This is a genomic window from Bradyrhizobium sp. Ce-3, from assembly GCF_022835695.1.
Classification (GTDB): Bacteria; Pseudomonadota; Alphaproteobacteria; order Rhizobiales; family Xanthobacteraceae; genus Bradyrhizobium.
The window spans coordinates 412,456-433,754 of sequence record NZ_BQUV01000006.1 but is presented as its reverse complement, the minus strand read 5'-3'; the positions used below and the strand labels follow the sequence as shown (position 1 = coordinate 433,754).

Genomic DNA, 21,299 nt, shown 5'->3' with positions numbered 1-21,299 from the left:
ATCCACGGAGTCTGCGGCTCAATGGATTCCGGGTTCTCGCTTCGCGAGCCCCGGAATGACGACCGTGGTTGGTTGCCCAGCCGTCACTTGCCCTGCCCACCCCGGCTGAGCAAAAACACGCCCTGCTCGCCGAACATGTTCCAGACCCACCACGGCAGGTTGAGCGGCACCGGGCGGCCGTAGAGATCGAGCGCCACCGCGCGCTCCATCTTGACGTTGATCTGCTCGCAGAGCTCCACGAAGTCCTTGATGGTGCAGAAATGGATGTTCGAGGTGTCGTACCAGCTCGCCGGCAGATTCTCGGTGCGCGGCATGTGGCCGCCGATCAAAAGCTGCAGCCGCATCTTCCAGAACCCGAAATTCGGGAACGAGACGATGGCGCGCTGACCGATCCGCAGCAGGTTCTCCAGCACGACCTTGGGCTGCCGCGTCGCCTGCAAGGTCTGCGACAGGATCACGTAGTCGAAGGCGTCGTCGGGATAGTTGACGAGGTCGGTGTCGGCGTCGCCCTGCACCACCGCGAGCCCCTTGGCGACGCAGCCATTGACGCCCTCGCGCGACAATTCGATGCCACGGCCATCGATGCCGCGGCTCTCCAGGAGCTGCAGCAGCTCGCCGTCGCCGCAGCCGACGTCGAGCACGCGCGAGCCCGGCCGCACCATCTCGGCGACCAGGAGATGATCCCTGCGATAGCCGCCGGTCCGCTCCGGCGCGACGCCCGGCAAGGGCAAGGTTTGCTGCATGCTCATGACTGCGCGACGCCCTCGTTCAATCCGCGCGCCTTGCCTGCGGCCAGCAGGAAGGCGCGGGAGATGTCCAGGAATTCGGGCACGTCGAGCAGGAAAGCGTCGTGGCCTCGATCGGTCTCGATCTCGGCGAACGACACCCGTGCGCTCGACGCATTCAGCGCATGCACCAGCGCGCGCGATTCCGAGGTCGGAAACAGCCAGTCGCTGGTGAACGACACCACGCAGAACCGGGTCTGGATGCCGGCGAACGCCTTCGCCAGCACGCCGTTATGGTCGGCGGCGATGTCGAAATAATCCATCGCGCGGGTCAGATAGAGATAGCTATTGGCGTCGAAGCGCTCGACAAAGGACGAGCCCTGGTAGCGCAGATAGCTCTCGACCTGGAAATCCGCGTCGAACGAGAAGGTCGGCAGTTCGCGGTCCTGCATCCGCCGCCCGAACTTGCGGTGCAGCGCGGCGTCCGACAGATAGGTGATGTGCGCGGCCATCCGCGCCACCGCCAGCCCGCGATGCGGATGGGTGTCCTCGTCGACATAGCGGCCGCCGCGCCAGTCAGGATCGGCCATCACCGCCTGACGCCCGAGCTCGTGGAATGCGATGTTCTGCGCCGAGTGCCGCGTCGAGCACGCGATCGCAAGCGTCGCGAACACACGCTCGGGATAGGCCGCGGTCCATTGCAGCACCTGCATGCCGCCCATCGAGCCGCCGACCACGCAGAACAGCGTCGCGATGCCGAGCCGATCGATCAGCATCGCCTGTGCGCGCACCATGTCGGGGATGGTGATGATCGGGAAATCGAGACCCCACACCTTGCCGGTCGCCGGATTCAGCGACGCCGGCCCGGTCGAGCCCATGCAGCCGCCGATCACGTTGGAGCAGATGATGAAGTATTTGTCGGGATCGATCGGCCGGCCCGCGCCGACCATGGTGTCCCACCAGCCCGGCTTGCCGGTGACGGGATGGGTGTTGTTGACGTGCTGATCGCCGGTCAGCGCGTGGCAGATCAGGATCGCGTTGGAGCGATCGGCATTGAGCTCGCCATAGGTCTGATAAGCGATCTGGAACGGTGCGAGATCGACGCCGCAATCGAGCTTGAGCGGCTGGTCCATGCCGAACTTCGCCACCAATGACGACGGATGATCGGCCTCATGGGCGCGATCATCGCTTGGGGTTTGCGGGCTCGGTATCGGACGCACGTTGCTCATCTAGGCGACCTTGCCTCCGCACGGGAGGGCTCGACGGACCTCAGGCCAATAAAAAAACCCGGCCTGAACAAAGGTTCGGCCGGGAGCTGAAGCGTCCCCGGCCTGTTTAGCGAGTTGTTTAACGTGGCTGCAAGCCGGCCGGCTCAAATGACCACGGGACGCTGGGAACGTAGTCCCCACGCCCCCCGCCGTCAAGGCAGCCCGGCCCACGGCCGATTGGTTAACCGATTGCGCAAGGCACGCCTGCGCCGTTTCTCTTTGCTTTCGCTGCCCGTCTTTCCTAATCAGGGACCCTGTCCGACGCGGCAACGGGCCGCCCTGACGACAAGGTTTGAGAGCATGTCCAACCCACCCCCGTCGCCGCCCTCGCTGCAGGATCTGCGCAAGGAGATCGATGCGATCGACGAGCAGGTTCACCGGCTGTTGATGGCGCGCGGCGACATCATCGACCGCCTGATCCAGGTCAAGAAGACCCAGGAGGTCGGCTCGGCGTTCCGCCCGGCACGCGAGGCCAGCATGATGCGCGAGCTGGTGCGGCGTCATCGCGGCATCCTGCCGCTCGACACCATCGAGAGCATCTGGCGCGTCATCATCTCGACCTTCACTTACGTGCAGGCGCCGTTCGCGGTGCATGCCGACGTTTCGGTCGGCGAGTCCGCGATGCGCGACTCGGCACGGTTTCACTTCGGCTTCGTGGTGCCCTACGTCTCGCATTTCAGCGCCCAGGCCGCGGTCGAGGCGGCGGCGAAGTCGAAGGGCGACCTCGCGCTGGTCTCGGCGATCGCCAGCCGCACGCCGTGGTGGAACGCGCTGGAAGCCGATGGCGCGCCGAAGATCATCGCGCGGCTGCCGTTCCTCGAACGCGCCGACCATCCCGCCGCGTTGCCGGTGTTCGTGATCTCGCGGGTCGCCGACGACGCCATGGTGACCGAGGTGCAGACCTGGAGCGTGCGCGTCTCCGGCTGGAACGCCGATGTCGCCCGTGCGCTGGCGCCGCTCGCCGAGATCGTCGCGGTCCCCGACACCGCCTTCGACGGCGCGGCGCTACTGGTCTCGGTCACCGGGCAGGACCTGACCAACAAGGGTTTCGAGGCCATCAAGCTGGCGCTGATCAAGGCCGGCGCCTCGGTGCGCTCGTCGGCCCTCGTCGGCAGCCACGCAACGCGCTATACGGTGCCCTCTAACGGATCGGCCAAGAGCTAGCCGTCTGTACAAATTCTTGTTTTGACGCGTTTTCTTCACGCGAACCGGTATCCACTTCGCTGGAAAACGCTCTGTTCGGAGTTGATGATGTCCCGCCCCGTGCCGAACCCCGGCATCCTCGATATTGCGCCCTACACGCCCGGCAAGAGCCCGGTGCCGGAACCGGGCCGCAAGGTGTTCAAGCTGTCCGCCAACGAGACGCCGTTCGGCCCGTCTCCGAAGGCGATCGCGGCCTACAAGGCCGCGGCCGATCATCTCGAGGACTATCCGGAGGGCACTTCGCGCGTGCTGCGCGAGGCGATCGGCCGCGCCTACGGGCTCGATCCCGACCGCATCATCTGCGGCGCCGGCTCCGACGAGATCCTCAACCTGCTGGCGCACACCTATCTCGCCCCCGGCGACGAGGCGATCTCGACCACCCACGGCTTCCTGGTCTACCCGATCGCCACCATGGCGAACGGCGCCAAGAACGTGATCGCCGCCGAGCGCAACTTCACCGCCGACGTCGACGCCATCCTCAAGGTCGTGACGCCGAAGACCAAGCTGGTCTGGCTCGCCAACCCGAACAACCCGACCGGCACCTACATTCCGTTCGACGAGGTCAAGCGGCTGCGCGCCGCGCTGCCCTCGCACGTGCTGCTGGTCATCGACGCGGCCTATGCCGACTATGTCTCGCGCAACGACTACGAGCTCGGCATCGAGCTGGTCGCCACAACGGACAATACCGTGGTGACGCACACCTTCTCCAAGATCCACGGCCTCGCCGCGCTGCGGATCGGCTGGATGTTCGGCCCGGCCCATATCGTCGATGCATGCAACCGCATCCGCGGCCCGTTCAACGTCACGACCCCGGCGATGCTGGCGGCGGTGGCGGCGATCGAGGACACCGCGCATGTGCAGATGTCGCGGACCCACACCGAGCAGTGGCGCAACTGGCTGACCGAGGAGATCGGCAAGCTCGGGCTGAAGGTGACGCCGAGCGTCGCCAATTTCGTGCTGATCCACTTCCCGACCGACAAGGGGCGGACCGCGGCGGAAGCCGACGCCTATCTCACGAAGCGCGGCCTCGTGCTGCGCGCGCTCAACAATTACAAGCTGCCGCATGCGCTGCGCATGACCATCGGCACCGAGGAAGCCAACCGCCTCGTGGTCGATGGCCTGCGCGACTTTTTAGGTGGAAAGTGAACACCGACGTGACCACGGCTCCGCTCTTCAACCGCATCGCGCTGGTCGGCTTCGGCCTGATCGGCGGCTCGATCGCGCGCGGCGCGCGCGCGCAAGGCCTGGTCGGCGAGATCGTGACCACCGCGCGCTCGGAGAAGACGCGCGCCCGCGTCGCCGAGCTCGGCATCGTCGACCGCGTCGTCGCGACCAATGCCGAGGCGGTGAAGGATGCCGATCTCGTCATTCTCTGCATCCCGGTCGGCGCCTGCGGTCCGGTCGCCGCCGAGATCGCCGATCATCTGAAGCGAGGGGCCATCATCTCCGACGTCGGCTCGGTGAAGGGCGCCGTGGTCAAGGACATGGCGCCGCATCTGCCTGACGGCGTGCACTTCGTGCCGGCGCATCCAGTGGCCGGTACCGAGCATTCGGGGCCGGATTCCGGCTTCGCCGAGCTGTTCATCAACCGCTGGTGCATCCTGACGCCGCCCGAGGGCACCGATCCCGCCGCGACCGACCGGCTGCGCGCGTTCTGGGCCGCGCTCGGCGCCAAGGTCGAGATCATGACGCCGGATCATCATGACCTCGTGCTCGCGATCACCAGCCATCTGCCGCATCTGATCGCCTACACCATCGTCGGCACCGCCGACGAGCTGGCGCAGGTGACGGAATCCGAGGTCATCAAATTCTCCGCCGGCGGCTTCCGCGACTTCACCCGCATCGCAGCGTCGGACCCGACGATGTGGCGCGACGTGTTCCTCGCCAACAAGGACGCCGTGCTCGAGATGCTCGGCACCTTCACCGAGGATCTGTCGAAGCTCACCCGCGCGATCCGCCGCGGCGACGGCGAAGCGCTGTTCGACCACTTCACCCGCACCCGCGCCATCCGCCGCGGCATCGTCGAGATCGGCCAGGATTCCGCCGCGCCGGATTTCGGACGGCCACATGCCAATTTGAAGAAGTAGGCGGGATAGCCCCGACTCTCTCCACCCGTCGTCGCGGCGAAGGCCGGGACGACAATGAGGATAGTTCCTAGATTCATCGTCTCATACCGCCGGTGTCATCACCCGCGAAACACTGACCGGGCGATCCAGTATTCCAGAGACAGCAGTGCTTGAGCGGAGAGGCCGCGGCGTACTGGATCGCCCGGTCAAGCCGGGCGATGACAGTTGAGGATGCAGCCCCGACCGTCATTCCCGACTAGCCCAAAGCGCTGTAAGCTGACGCGCGCCGATGACAGGGAGCGATCAGATGATACTCAGTCCCGATCATGTGACCATCGCGGTGGCCGATGCCGGCCCGGCGATCGCATTCTTCGCACTGCTGGGTTTCAAGAAGACCCACGTCGCGACCATCGACGGCGGTGTTCCAGCGCAGTACATGGGCATGCCGGCGATGAAGGCGCAGCACATCACCCTCACACTCGAAGCAGCGGATTTTGAGATCCAGCTGCTTCAGTTCGACGCGCCGCCGGCGACCGATCCGGGCGTGCACCCGACCAATCTGCGCAAGCTCGGTTTCAATCACCTCGCGTTCCGCGTCGACGACATCGAGGCCGCCACCGCGCACCTGGTGACCAACGGCGTCACCATGCTGAGCGAGGAGATGGACTACATCAGCCGGAAGCTCCGGCTGTTCGAGGGGCCTGAGGGCATCACCTTCGAGCTGGTCCAGCGGGACTAATAAAACTGCTGCGGTTGCTATCCCTCGTCATTCCGGGGCAGCCCGGAGGGCCGAACCCGGAATCCATTCATCCTCAATCGCTGCGGCTCTATGGATTCCGGGCTCGTGCTTCGCACGCCACGGAATGACGAGGAGAGATGCCTACGCCGGCGGCAGACCGAGCGACTGGGCGGCTTCCATCCAGACCGGCAGTTCGCGCTGATACAGCGCATTGCTGTCCTGGAAGCCGATCGCGGGCTCCAGCACGAAGGTCGCGAGCACCTCCTTCACCTTCGCATCGTTGTTGGCGGCGACGCAGAGCTCGGATAAGCGATCCACGATCGGCTGCGGCGTCGCCTTCGGCAGCGCCCAGCCCGAGAAGCCGCTCACGGTGAAGAATTTCGACGTCGCGCCCTGCTCGGGCAGCGTCTTGATCTCCTTGATCGCATCGACCTTCTTCGCATGCACGGCGAACACGACGCCGCGGCTGCTCTGCAGCACGCTCTGCGCCGCGGTGTAGCTGCCCATCGCGACGTCGAGCGTGCCTTCCGCAAGTCCGGTCCACATCGGTGCCTCGCCGCGATAGTGGATCGGCTCGATAGCGAGGCCGTATTGCTTGTTGAGCTCGTTGATCGTCATGTGCGGCGCCGAGCCCGCGCTGTAGGTGCCGAAGTTCACCTTGTTGCTGCGCGCATAGGCGACGAACTCGGCGAGCGACTTGACGCCGAGCTTCGGGCTCGCGACCAGCAGGAGCCCGGCGCCCGGAATGATGCTGACCAGCGCCAGATCCCTGTCCATGTCGTAGCCGGGGTTCTTCATCATCGCCCGGTTCATCACGTAAGTGGTCGAGATCGAGCACAGGATAGTGTGGCCATCAGGCGCGGCACGCGCGACCTCGGCGGCGCCGATCGAGCCCGAGGCGCCGGCCTTGTTCTCGATGACGACGGTCTGGCCGACCTGCCTGGCGATGAATTCGCCGAACGCCCGCGCCAGCAGGTCGGTCTGCCCGCCGGCCGGATAACTGCAGATCATGCGGATTTGCCGCGACGGCCAGCCGGCCTGCGCCGAGGCGCCGCGCGACAGCAAGGGCATCGCCGCGGCCGCGGCTCCGGCAGTGATGACGTGACGGCGACTGAATTGCGCTGGCATGTAAGTCCCTCCCCGATTTTTCAGCGAGGGTAACGCATCGGGCAGCCTCAGCTACGGGACAGATTGGCGCAGCGGAGCCACGGCGGCACTCACCGTCGCAACCGTTGATCCCGGATCGGACCCGCCGCCGAGATCGGCGCGACCTTCTGTGCCGGCCGCTGGCGGCCGATGAGGCCGGCGATTGTCAGCATGACGCCGCCGCCGAACCACCACGAGCCGATCACAAACTCCCATGCGGGTGGCGGTATCTCGTCGAACACGATGCCATAGACCGACACCAGTGCAGCCAGCGCGGCGAGGAAGATGCCGGCCGCGCTCATCAGCTCGACGGCATCGATGCGCCCGGTCGCGCGCATCACGGGCCGCGGAATGTCGACGCCGAGGTAGAACCCGACGGCGCCGATCACGATCGTGGTCACGATGAAGGCCAGCGTACCGAACACGGCGATGTGCCCCTTGGCGAGCTGGGCCGCGACAAAGGTGCCGGCCATGGCCCCGGCCATCGCCAGCCCGGTCCGCTGCAGCACATGCGCGGCGCGGCTGACCGTCATCAGCTCGCGGGCGATCACCGCCCGCTCCTTTCTGCTCACGATTCTCATCGGCTGTGTCCTTTCCAGCTCTGCGCTCCCTCTCCCCGTTCTTGCGGGGAGAGGTGAAACGAAGCCCGCAGCCCTGCTCGAAGTCATCATGGCCTAGAACGGGTAGTAGCGGATCTGGGTCATGACGATGTGGTCGTCGGTCTTCGGCGCGCCGCCGACGCCTTCGAAGGCGAAGCGCTGGTTGTACGAGTACTGGACGCCGGCCTTGATCGCCCCGTAATCGCCCTTGAAGATCGTGTCGTAGAAGCCGACCGTGTATTGCCTGACCTCCGAGGTGTTGCCGTTGCAGGTCGCCGCCGGCGAGTTCTCGATGTTGCAGCCGAGATTGTTGTAGAGCGGATTGCCGTAGCCGAACGGCACCGAACCGACATTGGAGAACGTCGCCTTGGTCTTCTCGAGGCCGGCATAGGCGTAGAGATCGAGCGACGGCGTGGTGTGCCAGACCGTGCCGAGCAGGAACGCCGTGATCGGCAGCGGCTGGATCGAGCCGTCCTGGCGCAGCGTCGCATCCGGGAACGGCGTCGCGGTGAAGCGGCCGAGCGCGCCGTGCGACGCGGAGCCCTGCAGCTCCAGGACCTTCGGCACGATCTCCGCCGAGAAATGTCCGCCGAAACTTACCGTGTTGACGTCGTGATTGGCGAAGTTGAAGTGATCGTAGAAGTCGCGATACATCGCCCAGCCCTCGAGATGCAGCTTGTAGGGCCCGAGCCGCGGATCCCACGCGCCCTTCACGGTGAAGTCGGGTATGTGATTGAGGCTGACATTGTTGGCGTTGTTGAAGAAGCTGCCGCCCGGGCCGGTGAGGTTGACGAGGACATTCGGGTTCAGCACGCCCTGCGGGCCGACCGCGGGTGTGCCGACCAGCGGATTGTTGCCGCCGAAGAACGAGGTCTGCGCATTCTCTGCCGAGACCGCGAGCTTGAACTCGGGCCCGATATCCTGCCAGACGCGGATGCCGGGCTGCCGCGCCGCGAGGAAGCCGGGCACCGATTCGAAGTCGATCACGCCGGGAGCATCGACCCCGCGCGGATCGATGCCGGCCTTGCTCGGCGCGTTCAGCGACCAGCTCTGGCCGGCGAGTACATGCAGGCCGAGATCGGTGCGACTGACCTCGATGCTGGCCTGGCGCAGCCGCGGGTTGAACGAGTTGGTCGCAACCGAGTTCGCGGTCTGCGCCGCGCCCTCGAGGTCCAGTTCGCCGTAGCCCGCGACGCGGGTGTTGGCGAACACCTCGGCTTCCGCGAGCAGCGAGAACCGGCTCTGCCGCGCGGAGAAGCGCGATTCGTCGGTGTTGAAATTCTTGCTCTGCGGAAACGGAATGAAGTTGTAGACCGAGCCGGTGTCGGAAGCGAGATTGCGGCTGCGATAGATGCCGGTGAGATCGACCCAGCCGCCGAAGGTGAAGGTGACGCCCTTGTAGCAGAGCTTGCCCGACGCGCAGGGATCGAACGGCACCGGCGCCTTCGCCGCCATCTGTGTGTTCTGCAGTGCGCTCTGTCTTGCCGCCAGCGCCTCTTCCTTGCGCGCCTGCACTTCCATCTTCTGTTCGAGCTGCTTGAGACGCGTCTTCAACGCCTTCAGCTCCGACGCATCGTCGTCGGCCAGTGCTGGACCTGCCGACAACAGCATGCTGCCGAGCAGAATTCCCCCGAGAATTCGCATCGCTTCCTCCACACGAGGTTGTTTCCTCAGGCGAGAGAGCGGTACTCGGTGAATGATATTCGCGGGGCCCCGCAATATTCCGGTCACGTTTTTCTCATCGCGACCGCGGGAATAGTTCGCCGCTGTCGGCGATATCGCGCGCGAGGGATTAAGGAGTGAACGCTGTGTGTGGGCTGATTTTGCGCAGCACAATCTGCCGCTCCTCCGGCGGCGAAAAAAAGCGGACGCGTAACAACCGCGATCGCGAGACCGAATTGTCGTTCGGCGCCTGTTTCAAGCCGCCATGGACATCCGATGGACGAAGGGTAGCAACATGATCGGTGAAGTCATTGTGGTCGGTGACCTGAAGTTACGGGATGACGCCTCGCTCGACGAATACAACCGGCTCGGCGAACGCATGTACGACATCGTCAGTCGGCTTCCCGGATTCCTGTCCGTGAAGTCGTTCAAGGCGGCGGACGGCGAGGAGCTCACCCTGTTTCGCTTTGCCTCGGAAGAAGCGCTCGAAGCCTGGCGCCGTCATCCGGACCATGTCGAAACCATGCAGCGCGGACATTCCGAATTCTACGCCAGCGGCTTCCTGCAGGTCTGCAAGGTGATCCGCGAGGTCGGCCCGTTTGAGCATTCCTGACGAACCCGCTGTTTGCTCAGAACAGCGGCGGAATCTGCGCGACTTTCAGCGGACCGAGGAACACCGCGCCGTCGGCGAAGCGCAGCGGGAAGCTGCGCGCCTTCTTGCCTTCGAGCGTGGCTTCGGTGCCGAGCGAATTGATGCCGGCCGAGATGCCGGCATTGGCGTTCTGCTTGATCACCTTGCCGAGGCCGGGAATCGCACGGTCCAGCGCGCCAAAGAGATTGCTGAGGTCCTGGCTCTTCACGCCCGGGGCGACGCGATCGAGCGTCGACTGCGGCACGCCCTCCTCCAGCATCTTGTCGATGCCGAGCGCGGGGATGACGCGCTCGAGGCCGGCGACCGTCATCTGCAATTCGCCCTCGATGCGGCCCTGCGCGTTGAGGCGCAGCGTGCCGGCCGCGACCGACAGCACATCGCCCTGCTCGATCCGCGACTGCTGGATCTCGACGCTGCCGCCGGCGGCCTGGATCTCGCGGAAGCGATCCGGCCACGGCTTCGGCGAAAAGTCCCTGAGGCCGTTCAGCCGGGCATGGATGTCGGCGTTGAACGGCTGGGTGAGCAGCGGATGCACCTCCTGCAAGGTGCCGCCATTGATCTGCAGCACGGCCTCGATCGCGGGGCTGTCCGGCGCCGAGCCATCGACCTGCCTGCCGTGCAGCTCGATGTGATTGACACGCATCAGCGGCGTCGGCGCGGGACCGCCGGTGCGGTCGATCGCGAGATCGTCGAAAACCAGCGAGGCGCGTTGCGGCGGCGCCGGCAGGCCGACCACGCTGCTGCGTCCGAGCTTCCAATTCACCGACAGCGTCGGCTGCGCGTTGCGCTCGGCGATCGTGGCCGGGCCCTTGAACTCGGCGATGACCAGCTTGGGATCGTAGACCTGCGCCACCACCAGGATCTCGGCGAGCCGCGCCACGAACGCCATTCGCGGCGAGGCGGTCTGCGACACCAGCATCACGCTGGGCTGCTCGCAGCGGACTTCGAACCGGAACGGGTAACCCGCCACCGAGCGCTTGTCGCAGTCATAGACCCGGCCGGCCTTCGCCTCCTGCGCGCGCCAGGCATCGGCCTGCACGCCGACCTGTGAGGCGGCGAAGAACCAGAAGCCGCTCCACGCGACCGCGGCGATCAGGACCGCGACAGGGACGGCATACAGGCCGAAGCGCGAGCGGCGGCGGGGGGCGGAGGTCATCTCGGACATGCGGCGTCCTTTGGCGGGCGAATTTGTCAAAATCGAAGCGGCGGCCATCGTTCTAAAGGTTAAGTGTTGGAAACAGAACGAAATTTGCTTCGCTTCGACGGCCCGTTCTGCTAGCCCATCGGCGCGATGTCAGCAAATCCTCCCCATTCCGAGACCGACGGCGACCTCTGGGTGTTCGGCTACGGCTCACTGATGTGGAAGCCGGGCTTCGAGTTCCTGGAGCAGGTGCCGGCGCGGCTGATCGGTGAGCATCGCGCGCTCTGCGTCTATTCGTTCGACCATCGCGGCACGCCGGAGAAGCCGGGCCTGGTGCTCGGGCTCGACCGCGGTGGCGCCTGCCGCGGCATCGCGTTCCGCGTGGCCGCCCCGCTGCGCCACGACACCATCGCCTACTTGCGTGCGCGCGAGCAGACCACCAACGTCTATCGCGAGGTGATGCGATCGGTGTGGCTGGAGAACGCGGCACGCGACCGCGTCTCGGCGCTGGCCTATGTGGTCGATCGCGGCCATGTGCAGTATGCCGGGCGGCTGTCACTATCGGAGCAGGTGCGCCTGGTGCAGCAGGGCCACGGCCGTTCCGGCAACAACCGCGACTATGTGCTCTCGACCGTCGCCTCGATCGAGAAGCAGGGGTTTCGCGATCAGCCGCTGCATCAGCTCGCGGCGATGCTGCATGATTCGGGCACGACGCTGCACCGCGATGCGCACGTCGCTGACAAGCTCGATCCGGGCTGAAACGCCATTGACGTCGATCCCCGCGCGTTGAGGAACCCGGCTCGCGAATGTTCGCCACGGCGCGAACAATATTGTGGTCTCAATTTCCGGTCGCTGGAATGGAATGACCGGAATGCGCCCCTCGTTGTCGAAGCTCGCCGCGATCGCCCTGCTGTTGCTGCTGAACACCCCATCCTATGCCGGTTTGAGAGAGGATGGCGCGGTCTGCGACGCCAAGAATTCGCAGCCCGACCTGGTGATCCCCGCCTGCACCCGCCTGATCGCGGCCAATCCGAGGGGGCGCGACCTTTCGATCACCTATTACAACCGGGCGCTGGCCTGGCATAACAAGGGCGACCTGGAGAAAGCCAAGGCGGACTACGATCAGTCGATCGCGATCAATCCGTCGTTTGCGCCCTCCTATGGCCAGCGCGCCAAGGTGTTCCTGCAGAACCAGGACTATGATCGCGCGCTGAGCGACTTCGATCAGGCGATCCGGCTGAAGCCTGCCGGTCCGTTCAGCGCCGGCTGGTTCAACAACCGCGCCGAGCTGTTCGTCGCCACCGGCGACTATGATCGCGCGCTGGCCGACTACGGCAGATCGATCGAGCTCGACCCCAATTCCTGGTATGCCTATGTCAACCGCGCGCTGGTCTATGATTTCCGCGGCAAGGACCGCCTTGCGGCGCTGCATTGCCAGGATGCGATCAAGATCGCGCCGCGCGCCGGCGGCCCGTATTATTGCCGCGCCGTGGTCGAGATCAGCGCCGGTGACATCGACAATGCCGCACGGGACATCGAACATGCGATCGCCGTCCAGGACGGGCAATCCGAGTTCTACTCGCTGCGCGGCCTGACGCGCGCCGGCAGAGGCGAGCTCGACCACGCGATGCGCGACTACGACCACGCCACGCAGCTCAATGCACAGGGCGCACTGAACTACGCACGGCGCGGCCTCGCCGACGAGAAGAAGGGCGATGTCGATGCGGCGCGCGCCGACTTCCGCCACGCGCTCGACGTCATCGGCCTCGATCAGCTCGACCGCACCCAGGGCCAGCGCGTCGCGCGGGACGGCCTGCAACGGCTCGACAAGGTCGCCAGCACGGACAAGAGCGTCGCCGCGGATCACGACGTAGCTAAGCCTGCGCCCGTGGTCGCCGAGGCGGTTCCGGTTCCGCCGATCGGCGCGGGCCAAAAGGCCGCCGCGACCGAAAAGCGCGTCGCCCTGGTGGTCGGCAATTCGAAATACCGCTCGGTGCCGGTGCTGCCGAACCCCGGCCAGGACGCGGCGGCGATCGCCGACACGCTGCGCGCGGTGGGCTTTCAGGATGTCCGCCTCGTCACCGACGCCACGCGGGACAGCCTGGTCGAGGCCCTGAAATCATTCGCCAACGCGGCTGACGGTGCCGACTGGGCGGTGATCTACTATGCCGGGCACGGCATGGAGATGGCGGGCGAGAACTATCTGGTGCCGGTCGACGCAAAGCTCGCGACCGACCGCGACGTGCAGTTCGAGGCGGTCGCGTTGACCCAGGTGATGGGCGCCACCGAAGGCGCGCGCAAGCTGCATCTCGTCATTCTCGATGCCTGCCGCGACAATCCGTTCGCCAACCAGATCAAGCGCACGGTCGCGTCGCGCTCGATCGGCCGGGGATTGGCCCAGGTCGAGCCCGACAGCGGCACGCTGGTGGTCTACGCCGCCAAGCACGGCCAGGTCGCGCTCGACGGCGACGGCGGCCACAGCCCGTTCGTGACGGCCCTGATCAAGCGCATGCAGACGCCACGCATCGAGATCCGCAAGCTGTTCGATCTGGTGCGCGACGACGTCATGGCCGCGACGGATCGGCGGCAGCAGCCCTTCAGCTACGGCTCGGTCCCGGGAGCTGAGGACTTCTACTTCGTCGGCGCGAGCCAGAATGCCGCGAAGTAGTCCGCATTCGAAAACCACACGATCGGCAATACGGCGGTCGTCGGGCGTTTGTTGCGGCCAGACAAATCCCGGCGGACATATGGCAGCACCCTGTGACATTTAGGCTTTTGCATCGCGGCGCGGACGGATAGAAGCTGGTCCGCAAACATCGCTCGCTGATGCAATGAACCTCTCCGCTCCCTTCGTCCGCCGCCCGGTCGGCACCACACTGCTGTCGCTTGGACTGGTGGTGGCGGGCATCATTGCGTTCTTCAAGCTGCCGGTGTCGCCGCTGCCCGACGTCGATATCCCGACCATCATGGTGCAGGCGACGCTGCCCGGCGCAAGCCCGGCCGACGTCGCGGCCACCGTGGCGAGCCCGCTGGAACGTCACCTCGGCCAGATCGCCAGCGTCACCGAGATGACGTCGACGTCCTCGCTTGGCTCCGCCCGCATCACGCTGCAATTCGACATCGACCGCGACATCAACGGCGCCGCGCGCGACGTGCAGGCCGCGATCAACGCGGCGCGCGCCGATCTGCCGACCAACCTGCGCACCAATCCCACCTACCGCAAGTTCAACCCGGCCTCGGCGCCGATCCTGATCTACACCTTGACCTCGGACACGCTGACCCCGGCCGAGCTCTATGACGCCGCCTCGACCACGCTGGCGCAGAAGCTGTCGCAGGTCGAGGGTGTCGGCGAGGTCTCGGTCGGCGGCGGCTCGCTGCCCGCGGTGCGGGTCGAGCTGATCCCGCCGGCGCTCTATAAATACGGCATCGGGCTCGAGGACGTCCGCGCGGCGCTCTCGAGCGCCAATGCGCATAGCCCGAAGGGCGGCATCGACGTCGGCGACCAGCGCTACCAGATCTACGCCAACGACCAGGCCCGCAAGGCCGCCGACTACAAGCCGCTGGTCGTCGCCTACCGCAACGGCGCGGCGGTACGCCTGACCGACGTCGGCGACGTCATCGATTCCGTCGAGAATGTGCGCACGCTCGGCCTCTCCAACGGCAAGCCGGCCGTCGTGATGATCGTGTACCGGCAGCCGGGCGCCAACATCATCAAGATGGTCGACAGCGTGAAGGGGCTGATGCCGCAGCTCAGGGCCTCGGTGTCGCCCGCAATCGACATCACGCTGGCGATGGATCGCTCGAAGACGATCCGGGCCTCGCTGCACGACGTCGAGATCACGCTGCTGATCGCGGTCGCGCTGGTGATCCTGGTGGTATTCGCCTTCCTGCGCAATGCGCGGGCGACGCTGGTCCCTGTGGTGGCGGTCGGCGTGTCGCTGATCGCGACCTTCGCCGTGATGTATCTGCTCGGCTACACGCTCGACATCTTCTCGCTGATGGCGCTGACGGTGGCGACCGGCTTCGTGGTCGACGACGCCATCGTGGTGCTGGAAAACATCACCCGCCACATGGATGCGGGGCTGTCGCGCATGGAAGCGACGCTGCTCGGCACCCGCGAGGTCGGCTTCACCGTGCTGTCGATGAGCGTGTCGCTGATCGCGGTGTTCGTGCCGATCCTCTTGATGGGCGGTTTGGTCGGCCGGCTGTTCCGCGAATTCGCCATGACCATCACGATCGCGATCGTGATCTCGCTGGTGGTCTCGCTGACCACGACGCCGATGATGTGCGCGGTGGTGCTGCGCAAGGAGGAAGGCCAGTCGCATGGCTGGATCTACCGGGTCAACGAGCGCGCCTTCGAGCTGATGCTGAGCGGCTACCGCGCGACGCTCGGGCTTGCGCTGCGGCATCCGCTGCTGGTGATGCTGATCCTGGCCTCGACGCTCTATCTGAACTTCCATCTCTACAAGGTCGTGCCCAAGGGCTTCGTGCCGCAGCAGGACACCGGGCTGCTGGTCGGCTCGATCCAGGCCGACCAGAGCACCTCGTTCCAGCTGATGCAGCAGAAGCTGACCCAGTTCATCGACATCGTGAAGTCCGATCCGGCGGTCGATACCGCGGTCGGCTTCACCGGCGGCGGCGGCGTCGGCCCCGGCGGCACCAACACCGGCACCGTGTTCGCCTCGCTGAAGCCGATGGACGAGCGCAGGTTGAGGGCCGACAAGGTGATCGAACGGCTGCGCGAGCCGCTGGCAAGCGTCGCCGGTGCCACGCTGTTCCTGCAATCGATCGGAGATCTCGGCGCCGGCGGACGCTCCGGCAACGCAGCCTATCAATACACGCTGAAGGGATCGACCTTCGAGCAGCTCAATGAGTGGACGCCGAAGCTCGTCGCCGCGCTGCAGAAGGAGCCGACGCTCGCCGACGTCAACACCGACCAGCAGAACAAGGCGCTGCAGGCCAATCTGGTGATCGATCGCGACGCCGCCTCGCGGCTCGGGATCACCGTCAGCCAGCTCGACAACACGCTGTATGACGCGTTCGGGCAGCGCCAGGTCTCGACCATCTTCGTCGCGCGCAACCAGTATCACGTCATCATGGAGGTCGCGCCGCGCTTCTCGCGGGATCCGCAGACCCTGAAGGAGGTCTATATCTCGACCTCGGGCGGGTCGGCGAGCGGCACCCAGAGCACCAATGCGGTGGCCGGAACGGTGGCCTCGTCGTCGCAGAAGAGCTCGATCAGCTCGGTCGCCGCCAACGTGGTGCGCAACCAGGCCACCAACTCGATCGGCGCCACCGGCAAGGGCGTCGCCTCGACCGGAACCGCGGTCTCGACCAGCGCCGAGACGATGATCCCGCTGTCGAGCGTGGCGCGCTTCGAGCATGGCGAGACGCCGCTCTCGGTCAACCACCAGGACCTCCTGGTCGCCAGCACCATCTCCTTCAACCTGCCGCCGGGCGTCTCGCTGAGTACCGCGACCACCACGATCGAGAACGCGATGCATGCGCTCGGCATGCCCGCCGGCATTTCCGGCGGCTTCGCCGGCTCCGCGAAGATCTTCCAGCAGGCGCTGGCGAACGAGCTGTTCCTGATTCTCGCAGCGCTGGCGACGATCTACATCTCGCTCGGCATGCTCTACGAGAGCTACGTGCACCCGCTGACCATCCTCTCCACCCTGCCCTCGGCCGGCGTCGGCGCGGTGGCGGCGCTGATGCTGTCGGGCACCGATTTCGACATCATCGGCATGATCGGGGTGATCCTGCTGGTCGGCATCGTGAAGAAGAATGCCATCATGATGATCGACTTCGCGCTCGACGCCGAGCGCCAGCGCGGGCTGTCATCGCGCGATGCGATCTACGAGGCCTGCCTGATGCGCTTCCGGCCGATCATGATGACCACACTCGCCGCGCTGTTCGGCGCGGTGCCGCTGATGATCGGCCTCGGCGAAGGCAGCGAGCTGCGCCAGCCGCTCGGCATCGCGATCTTCGGCGGCCTGATCCTGAGCCAGATCCTGACGCTCTACACCACGCCGGTGGTCTATCTCTATCTCGACCGCGCCAGGCTGTGGACGCAGCGGCGCCGCGCCGCGCGCCGCGCAAGGCGGGCCGCGGCACGCGCGACTTGATCGCCAGCCGTTGACAGGCCGCTGGCGATCTTGCCAACTTCGCGCGGTGGGCGGACGCAAGGAACCAGGCCGTGACTCCAGCACCTGAAATCGCCGCGTCGCGCTGGTTCAACACCAGCGAGCCGCTGACGCTGGCCGCGCTGCGCGGCCGCCCGGTGCTGCTGCACGCCTTCCAGATGCTGTGTCCCGGCTGCGTCGCGCACGGCACGCCGCAGACCCAGCGCGCGTTCGAGCTGTTCAAGCATTCCGACCTCCAGGTGATCGGGCTGCACACCGTGTTCGAGCATCACGCGGCGATGACGCCTGTATCGCTCGAAGCCTTCATCCACGAGTACCGGCTGACCTTCCCGATCGGTGTCGACGAGGCCGGCGACGGCACGCCGATCCCCCTCACCATGGCGCGCTACGGCATGCAGGGAACCCCGACCAGCATCCTGATCGGCCGCGACGGCAACATCGTGCATCACGGTTTTGGCCAGCAGAGCGACATGGCGCTCGGCGCCATCATCGCAGCCGAACTGGCGGCGCCGCGCGGCTGATACCGGCCCCAAGCCGGCTGCAACCCTTGCATACCCCTCGCACGCAGCTGCGTTATGACGGCATCGCGCAAGGCGTGGTACCGTCTCGCCAACCAGAATATCGCCTTGCGGGAGGATCTCATGAAGACCTATCAGCTCTACATCAACGGCCAGTATGTCGACCCCGCCAACGGCGAATGGTTCGAGACGGTCGATCCCTATCGCGGCGAGGCCTGGGCGAAGATTCCGCGCGGCACGGCCGCCGACGCCGACAAGGCGGTGAAGGCCGCCAATGAGGCGATGTGGAACGGCCCGTGGGCCCAGATGACGGCCTCCGCACGCGGCAAGGCGATGCGCAAGCTCGGCGACCTCGTCGCCGCCAACGCCGAGCGGCTCGCCGAGATCGAGGTGCGCGACAACGGCAAGCTGATGGCCGAGATGCTGGGCCAGCTCCGCTACCATCCGGAATGGTGGTGGTATTTCGGCGGCCTCGTCGACAAGCTCGAGGGCGGCCTGGTGCCGATCGACAAGGCGGACACCTTCGCCTACACCACGCACGAGCCGGTCGGCGTCGTTGCGGCGCTGACCGCGTGGAATTCGCCGCTGCTGTTCGTCGCCTGGAAATGCGCCGCCGCGCTCGCGGCCGGTTGCGCTGTCGTGGTCAAGCCCTCGGAATTCACCTCGGCGAGCACGCTGGAATTCGCGGCACTGACCAAAGAGGCCGGGATTCCCGACGGCATCTTCAACGTGGTGACCGGGTTCGGGCCCGAGGCCGGCGCCGCACTGATCTCCCATCCCGGCGTCGCGAAAATCACCTTCACCGGATCGGACACGACCGGCGCAAGGGTCTACGAGACCGCGGCCAAGAGCCTGAAGCGGGTCTCGCTCGAGCTCGGCGGCAAGTCGCCGAATATCGTGTTCGAGGACGCCGACCTCACCGCGGCCGCGGCCGGCGCGATCTCGGGCATCTTCGCCGCGACCGGGCAGACCTGCATCGCCGGTTCGCGCCTGCTGGTGCAGAGCTCGATCAAGGAGAAGTTCGTCGCGCGCGTGCTGGAGCTCGCGAAGTCCGCCAAGATCGGCGATCCCATGCAGGCCGACACCAATGTCGGCCCGATCACGACGCCGGCGCAGTACAAGAAGGTGCTCGACTACATCGATATCGCGAAAGCCGAAGGCGCGCGCTGCCTGCTCGGCGGCAAGCCGGCCACAGGCGACGGCATCAAGGGCGGCCAGTTCGTCGAGCCGACCATCTTCACCGATGTCGACAACACCATGCGGATCGCGCGCGAGGAGGTGTTCGGCCCGGTGCTGTCGATCATCTCGTTCGACACCGAGGAAGACGCCATCCGGATCGCCAACGACACGATCTACGGGCTTGCCGCCGGGATCTGGACCAAGGACCTCGCCCGCGCCATCCGCGTGCCGAAGCAGCTGCGCGCCGGCACGGTGTGGGTCAACACCTATCGCGCCATCAGCTACATGATGCCGTTCGGCGGCATGAAGTTCTCCGGCGTCGGCCGCGAAAGCGGCATCGACGCGGTGCGCGAATATCAGGAGACCAAGAGCGTCTGGATCTCGACCGCGACCGACGTGCCGGCGAATCCGTTCGTGATGCGGTGATAGGCCTCTTTGGTTCACCTTTCCCTGATCGCGGAAAGGTGAACCGGGCGCACGCGCCGCCGCCGCTAATGCATCGCCATCGGATTGCCGCCGTCCACGACAATCGTCTGCCCCGTCACGCTGTCCATTCGGCAATAGGCCACCACAAGCTGGGCGATGTCATCGGCGCTTCCGGTTCGTCCAAGGACTGACTGGGCGCGCGCCGTTTGCCGCATGGCTTCGGGCACACGCTCCGCCATGCGCGTTCCTTCAACCAGGCCGGGGGCAACACAATTGACGGTCACTTCGGGCGACAGCGTGACTGCCAGGCAATGGGTGAGGTGGATCAATGCTGCCTTGCCGACCGCGTAGGCGATACTGCTGCCGCCCGGTGCAACCCCGGCGATTGAGGCAATGTTGACGACGCGACCAGCCTTGTACCGCCGAAGCTCGGAGGCAAAGCCGCGTGCCAGCAGAAATGGTCCGCGAAGATTCGTTTCAAGAATCCGATCCCAGATCTCGGGCGTCAAGGCGTCGAGTTCCTTGAACGGGATGCCGACGTTCCAGGCAGCGTTGTTGATCAGGATATCCAACCGACCAAAGTGGCCGGTCACGGCTTTGACACACGCATCGACCGATCGAGGATCGCGCTGATCAAGCTGTACTGCGAGACTGCGCCGGCCGGCTTTCCGAATCGCGTCGACCAGTTCACCCGCGCGCGCCGTTTCCGCCACGTAGGAAACGGCAACGTCCGCACCGGCGGCGGCGAGAGCCTTGGCAATCGCCTCTCCGATTCCACCGGAGCCGCCGGTGACCAATGCAACTTTTCCGTTGAGCTCCATGGCTGGCTTCCCCTTCGTCCACACGAACGGCAACGCTCGAGGCGAAGGATACACGTTTCAGCGCAGCCGGCAAAAATTGCGGTAAATCCATGCGCGTCCGTGTCCGGGCGAATACGCGGTCTTTATCTCCCGCCTTGATCGGACCAGTGACTATCGGCTTTCAACGCTCGATCGGCGATGATCTGGTTCGCTGATGCATGCCCCCGCGATTTTGTGCGACGGGAGAGCGTGAACGAGATCGGCCCTACCCCTTCGGGCTCGGCACGCCGCCGAACAATGTCGCCTGCTCGGCGCGGCCGGCGTCGACGATGCGGGTGGTGGCGGTTTCGATCGCTTCGCGCAGGAGGGTCATGAACTCGTCGCGCGGCAGGCCCGGCGGCAATGGATCGAGGAATTCGACCACCAGCGTGCCGGGATAACGCATGAAGGTGCGGCGCGGCCAGAACAGCCCGGAATTGAGCGCGACCGGCAGGCACGGCACGCCGCTCTCGGCATAGATCTGGGCAACCCCGGCCTTGTAGTTCGGCGGCGCGCCGGGCGCAGTACGGGTGCCTTCCGGAAAGATCACGAGCTGGCGGCCGAGCTTCACCTCGGCGGCCGCGCGCTTCAGCGTCTTGATCAGCGAGCGCGGGCCGCCGCCGCGCTCGACCGAGATCATGCCCACTTTCTTGAGGTACCAGCCGAACACCGGGATCATCATCAGCTCGCGCTTGAGGATGAACAGCGGGTGCGCGAAGAAGCGCACCAGCGCAAATGTCTCCCAGAACGACTGGTGCTTCGAGGCGACGACCAGCGGCCCGCTCGGGATCTTCTCGACGCCGCGGAACTCGATTCGGATGTTGCAGATCACGCGCATCAAAAACAGGGTGGTGTTGGCCCACAAGGCTTCGAGCGCCATCAGCGCGCCCCGCGGCAGCAGCAGCGCCGGCAGCGCGATGATGCAGAGCATCACCAGCACCAGATAGAACAGCACGTTGAAGATCAGCGAGCGCAGGAAGATCATTTCACACT

18 protein-coding genes and 1 riboswitch are annotated in these 21,299 nt (G+C 65.8%); of the genes, 10 read left to right on the top strand and 8 right to left on the bottom strand.

Going from position 1 to position 21,299, the window contains the following annotated elements:
• Positions 1 to 83: 83 nt before the first annotated feature.
• On the bottom strand, positions 84 to 749 hold the full coding sequence (gene metW / locus BRSPCE3_RS22810; RefSeq protein WP_244068453.1) for a methionine biosynthesis protein MetW: 666 nt from the start codon (positions 747 to 749) through the stop codon (positions 84 to 86).
• On the bottom strand, positions 746 to 1,954 hold the full coding sequence (locus BRSPCE3_RS22805; RefSeq protein WP_244068451.1) for a homoserine O-acetyltransferase: 1,209 nt from the start codon (positions 1,952 to 1,954) through the stop codon (positions 746 to 748). Before BRSPCE3_RS22805 ends, metW begins: the two co-directional genes overlap by 4 nt.
• A gap of 85 nt (positions 1,955 to 2,039) precedes the next feature.
• Positions 2,040 to 2,119: riboswitch (SAM riboswitch) on the bottom strand.
• Positions 2,120 to 2,293: 174 nt separating this feature from the next.
• On the opposite strand from BRSPCE3_RS22805, the gene BRSPCE3_RS22800 reads away from it, so the two are divergent.
• The 4 genes from BRSPCE3_RS22800 to BRSPCE3_RS22785 all read left to right on the top strand — a co-directional run bounded on the left by BRSPCE3_RS22800 (position 2,294) and on the right by BRSPCE3_RS22785 (position 6,001).
• The gene (locus BRSPCE3_RS22800; protein WP_244068449.1) at positions 2,294 to 3,157 is read left to right on the top strand and encodes a chorismate mutase; all 864 of its coding nucleotides are present in this window, start codon (positions 2,294 to 2,296) and stop codon (positions 3,155 to 3,157) included.
• 87 nt (positions 3,158 to 3,244) lie between these two features.
• On the top strand, positions 3,245 to 4,342 hold the full coding sequence (hisC, locus tag BRSPCE3_RS22795; RefSeq protein ID WP_244068447.1) for a histidinol-phosphate transaminase: 1,098 nt from the start codon (positions 3,245 to 3,247) through the stop codon (positions 4,340 to 4,342).
• A gap of 8 nt (positions 4,343 to 4,350) precedes the next feature.
• A complete protein-coding gene (locus BRSPCE3_RS22790) occupies positions 4,351 to 5,283 on the top strand; it encodes a prephenate/arogenate dehydrogenase family protein (protein WP_244068445.1) in 933 nt (310 codons plus the stop codon).
• 286 nt (positions 5,284 to 5,569) lie between these two features.
• Entirely contained in the window at positions 5,570 to 6,001 is a 432-nt protein-coding gene (locus BRSPCE3_RS22785; RefSeq protein WP_244068443.1) for a VOC family protein, read from the top strand.
• 141 nt (positions 6,002 to 6,142) lie between these two features.
• On the opposite strand, the gene BRSPCE3_RS22780 is transcribed toward BRSPCE3_RS22785, so the two are convergent.
• The 3 genes from BRSPCE3_RS22780 to BRSPCE3_RS22770 all read right to left on the bottom strand — a co-directional run bounded on the left by BRSPCE3_RS22780 (position 6,143) and on the right by BRSPCE3_RS22770 (position 9,390).
• A complete protein-coding gene (locus BRSPCE3_RS22780) occupies positions 6,143 to 7,129 on the bottom strand; it encodes a tripartite tricarboxylate transporter substrate binding protein (RefSeq protein WP_244068441.1) in 987 nt (328 codons plus the stop codon).
• 89 nt (positions 7,130 to 7,218) lie between these two features.
• Positions 7,219 to 7,728: a hypothetical protein gene (locus tag BRSPCE3_RS22775; RefSeq protein ID WP_244068439.1), complete on the bottom strand. Its 510-nt coding sequence runs from the start codon at positions 7,726 to 7,728 to the stop codon at positions 7,219 to 7,221.
• 93 nt (positions 7,729 to 7,821) lie between these two features.
• Complete coding sequence (locus tag BRSPCE3_RS22770) at positions 7,822 to 9,390, bottom strand: hypothetical protein (RefSeq protein WP_244068437.1); 1,569 nt, start codon at positions 9,388 to 9,390, stop codon at positions 7,822 to 7,824.
• Between the two features lie 313 nt (positions 9,391 to 9,703).
• Here BRSPCE3_RS22770 and BRSPCE3_RS22765 point away from each other — a divergent pair, with 313 nt between their 5' ends.
• Positions 9,704 to 10,021: an antibiotic biosynthesis monooxygenase gene (locus tag BRSPCE3_RS22765; RefSeq protein ID WP_244068435.1), complete on the top strand. Its 318-nt coding sequence runs from the start codon at positions 9,704 to 9,706 to the stop codon at positions 10,019 to 10,021.
• 16 nt (positions 10,022 to 10,037) lie between these two features.
• Here the strand turns inward: BRSPCE3_RS22765 and BRSPCE3_RS22760 are convergent, their stop codons facing one another.
• Positions 10,038 to 11,225, bottom strand: a complete 1,188-nt coding sequence (locus BRSPCE3_RS22760; protein WP_244068433.1) for a DUF2125 domain-containing protein — start codon at positions 11,223 to 11,225, stop codon at positions 10,038 to 10,040.
• 126 nt (positions 11,226 to 11,351) lie between these two features.
• Here BRSPCE3_RS22760 and BRSPCE3_RS22755 point away from each other — a divergent pair, with 126 nt between their 5' ends.
• The 5 genes from BRSPCE3_RS22755 (at position 11,352) to BRSPCE3_RS22735 (ending at position 19,467) form a co-directional block, all read left to right on the top strand.
• Positions 11,352 to 11,960, top strand: a complete 609-nt coding sequence (locus BRSPCE3_RS22755; RefSeq protein ID WP_244068431.1) for a gamma-glutamylcyclotransferase — start codon at positions 11,352 to 11,354, stop codon at positions 11,958 to 11,960.
• Between the two features lie 112 nt (positions 11,961 to 12,072).
• Positions 12,073 to 13,869 (top strand): caspase family protein, encoded by a 1,797-nt coding sequence (locus BRSPCE3_RS22750; RefSeq protein ID WP_244068429.1) that lies wholly within the window; start codon positions 12,073 to 12,075, stop codon positions 13,867 to 13,869.
• Between the two features lie 163 nt (positions 13,870 to 14,032).
• Positions 14,033 to 17,326 (top strand): efflux RND transporter permease subunit, encoded by a 3,294-nt coding sequence (locus BRSPCE3_RS22745; RefSeq protein WP_244068427.1) that lies wholly within the window; start codon positions 14,033 to 14,035, stop codon positions 17,324 to 17,326.
• A 71-nt stretch (positions 17,327 to 17,397) separates the two neighbouring features.
• Positions 17,398 to 17,865: a peroxiredoxin gene (locus BRSPCE3_RS22740; protein WP_244068425.1), complete on the top strand. Its 468-nt coding sequence runs from the start codon at positions 17,398 to 17,400 to the stop codon at positions 17,863 to 17,865.
• Positions 17,866 to 17,985: 120 nt separating this feature from the next.
• On the top strand, positions 17,986 to 19,467 hold the full coding sequence (locus tag BRSPCE3_RS22735) for an aldehyde dehydrogenase (protein ID WP_244068659.1): 1,482 nt from the start codon (positions 17,986 to 17,988) through the stop codon (positions 19,465 to 19,467).
• Between the two features lie 65 nt (positions 19,468 to 19,532).
• Here the strand turns inward: BRSPCE3_RS22735 and BRSPCE3_RS22730 are convergent, their stop codons facing one another.
• Together BRSPCE3_RS22730 and BRSPCE3_RS22725 are read right to left on the bottom strand one after the other, a co-directional pair.
• Positions 19,533 to 20,288, bottom strand: coding sequence for an SDR family NAD(P)-dependent oxidoreductase (locus tag BRSPCE3_RS22730; protein WP_244068423.1), 756 nt, complete (start codon positions 20,286 to 20,288; stop codon positions 19,533 to 19,535).
• A gap of 244 nt (positions 20,289 to 20,532) precedes the next feature.
• A complete protein-coding gene (locus BRSPCE3_RS22725; RefSeq protein WP_244068421.1) occupies positions 20,533 to 21,291 on the bottom strand; it encodes a 1-acyl-sn-glycerol-3-phosphate acyltransferase in 759 nt (252 codons plus the stop codon).
• Between the last annotated feature and the right edge of the window lie 8 nt (positions 21,292 to 21,299).

Bases quoted from the DNA above. Each gene is read 5' to 3' on its own strand.
- BRSPCE3_RS22730 (WP_244068423.1), bottom strand. From the start codon at position 20,288: ATGGAGCTCAACGGAAAAGTTGCATTGGTCACCGGCGGCTCCGGTGGA.
- BRSPCE3_RS22800 (WP_244068449.1), top strand. From the start codon at position 2,294: ATGTCCAACCCACCCCCGTCGCCGCCCTCGCTGCAGGATCTGCGCAAG.
- BRSPCE3_RS22785 (WP_244068443.1), top strand. From the start codon at position 5,570: ATGATACTCAGTCCCGATCATGTGACCATCGCGGTGGCCGATGCCGGC.
- BRSPCE3_RS22755 (WP_244068431.1), top strand. From the start codon at position 11,352: ATGTCAGCAAATCCTCCCCATTCCGAGACCGACGGCGACCTCTGGGTG.
- BRSPCE3_RS22745 (WP_244068427.1), top strand. From the start codon at position 14,033: ATGAACCTCTCCGCTCCCTTCGTCCGCCGCCCGGTCGGCACCACACTG.
- BRSPCE3_RS22770 (WP_244068437.1), bottom strand. From the start codon at position 9,390: ATGCGAATTCTCGGGGGAATTCTGCTCGGCAGCATGCTGTTGTCGGCA.
- BRSPCE3_RS22805 (WP_244068451.1), bottom strand. From the start codon at position 1,954: ATGAGCAACGTGCGTCCGATACCGAGCCCGCAAACCCCAAGCGATGAT.
- metW (WP_244068453.1), bottom strand. From the start codon at position 749: ATGAGCATGCAGCAAACCTTGCCCTTGCCGGGCGTCGCGCCGGAGCGG.
- BRSPCE3_RS22765 (WP_244068435.1), top strand. From the start codon at position 9,704: ATGATCGGTGAAGTCATTGTGGTCGGTGACCTGAAGTTACGGGATGAC.
- hisC (WP_244068447.1), top strand. From the start codon at position 3,245: ATGTCCCGCCCCGTGCCGAACCCCGGCATCCTCGATATTGCGCCCTAC.
- BRSPCE3_RS22780 (WP_244068441.1), bottom strand. From the start codon at position 7,129: ATGCCAGCGCAATTCAGTCGCCGTCACGTCATCACTGCCGGAGCCGCG.
- BRSPCE3_RS22775 (WP_244068439.1), bottom strand. From the start codon at position 7,728: ATGAGAATCGTGAGCAGAAAGGAGCGGGCGGTGATCGCCCGCGAGCTG.
- BRSPCE3_RS22760 (WP_244068433.1), bottom strand. From the start codon at position 11,225: ATGTCCGAGATGACCTCCGCCCCCCGCCGCCGCTCGCGCTTCGGCCTG.
- BRSPCE3_RS22725 (WP_244068421.1), bottom strand. From the start codon at position 21,291: ATGATCTTCCTGCGCTCGCTGATCTTCAACGTGCTGTTCTATCTGGTG.
- BRSPCE3_RS22750 (WP_244068429.1), top strand. From the start codon at position 12,073: ATGCGCCCCTCGTTGTCGAAGCTCGCCGCGATCGCCCTGCTGTTGCTG.
- BRSPCE3_RS22735 (WP_244068659.1), top strand. From the start codon at position 17,986: ATGAAGACCTATCAGCTCTACATCAACGGCCAGTATGTCGACCCCGCC.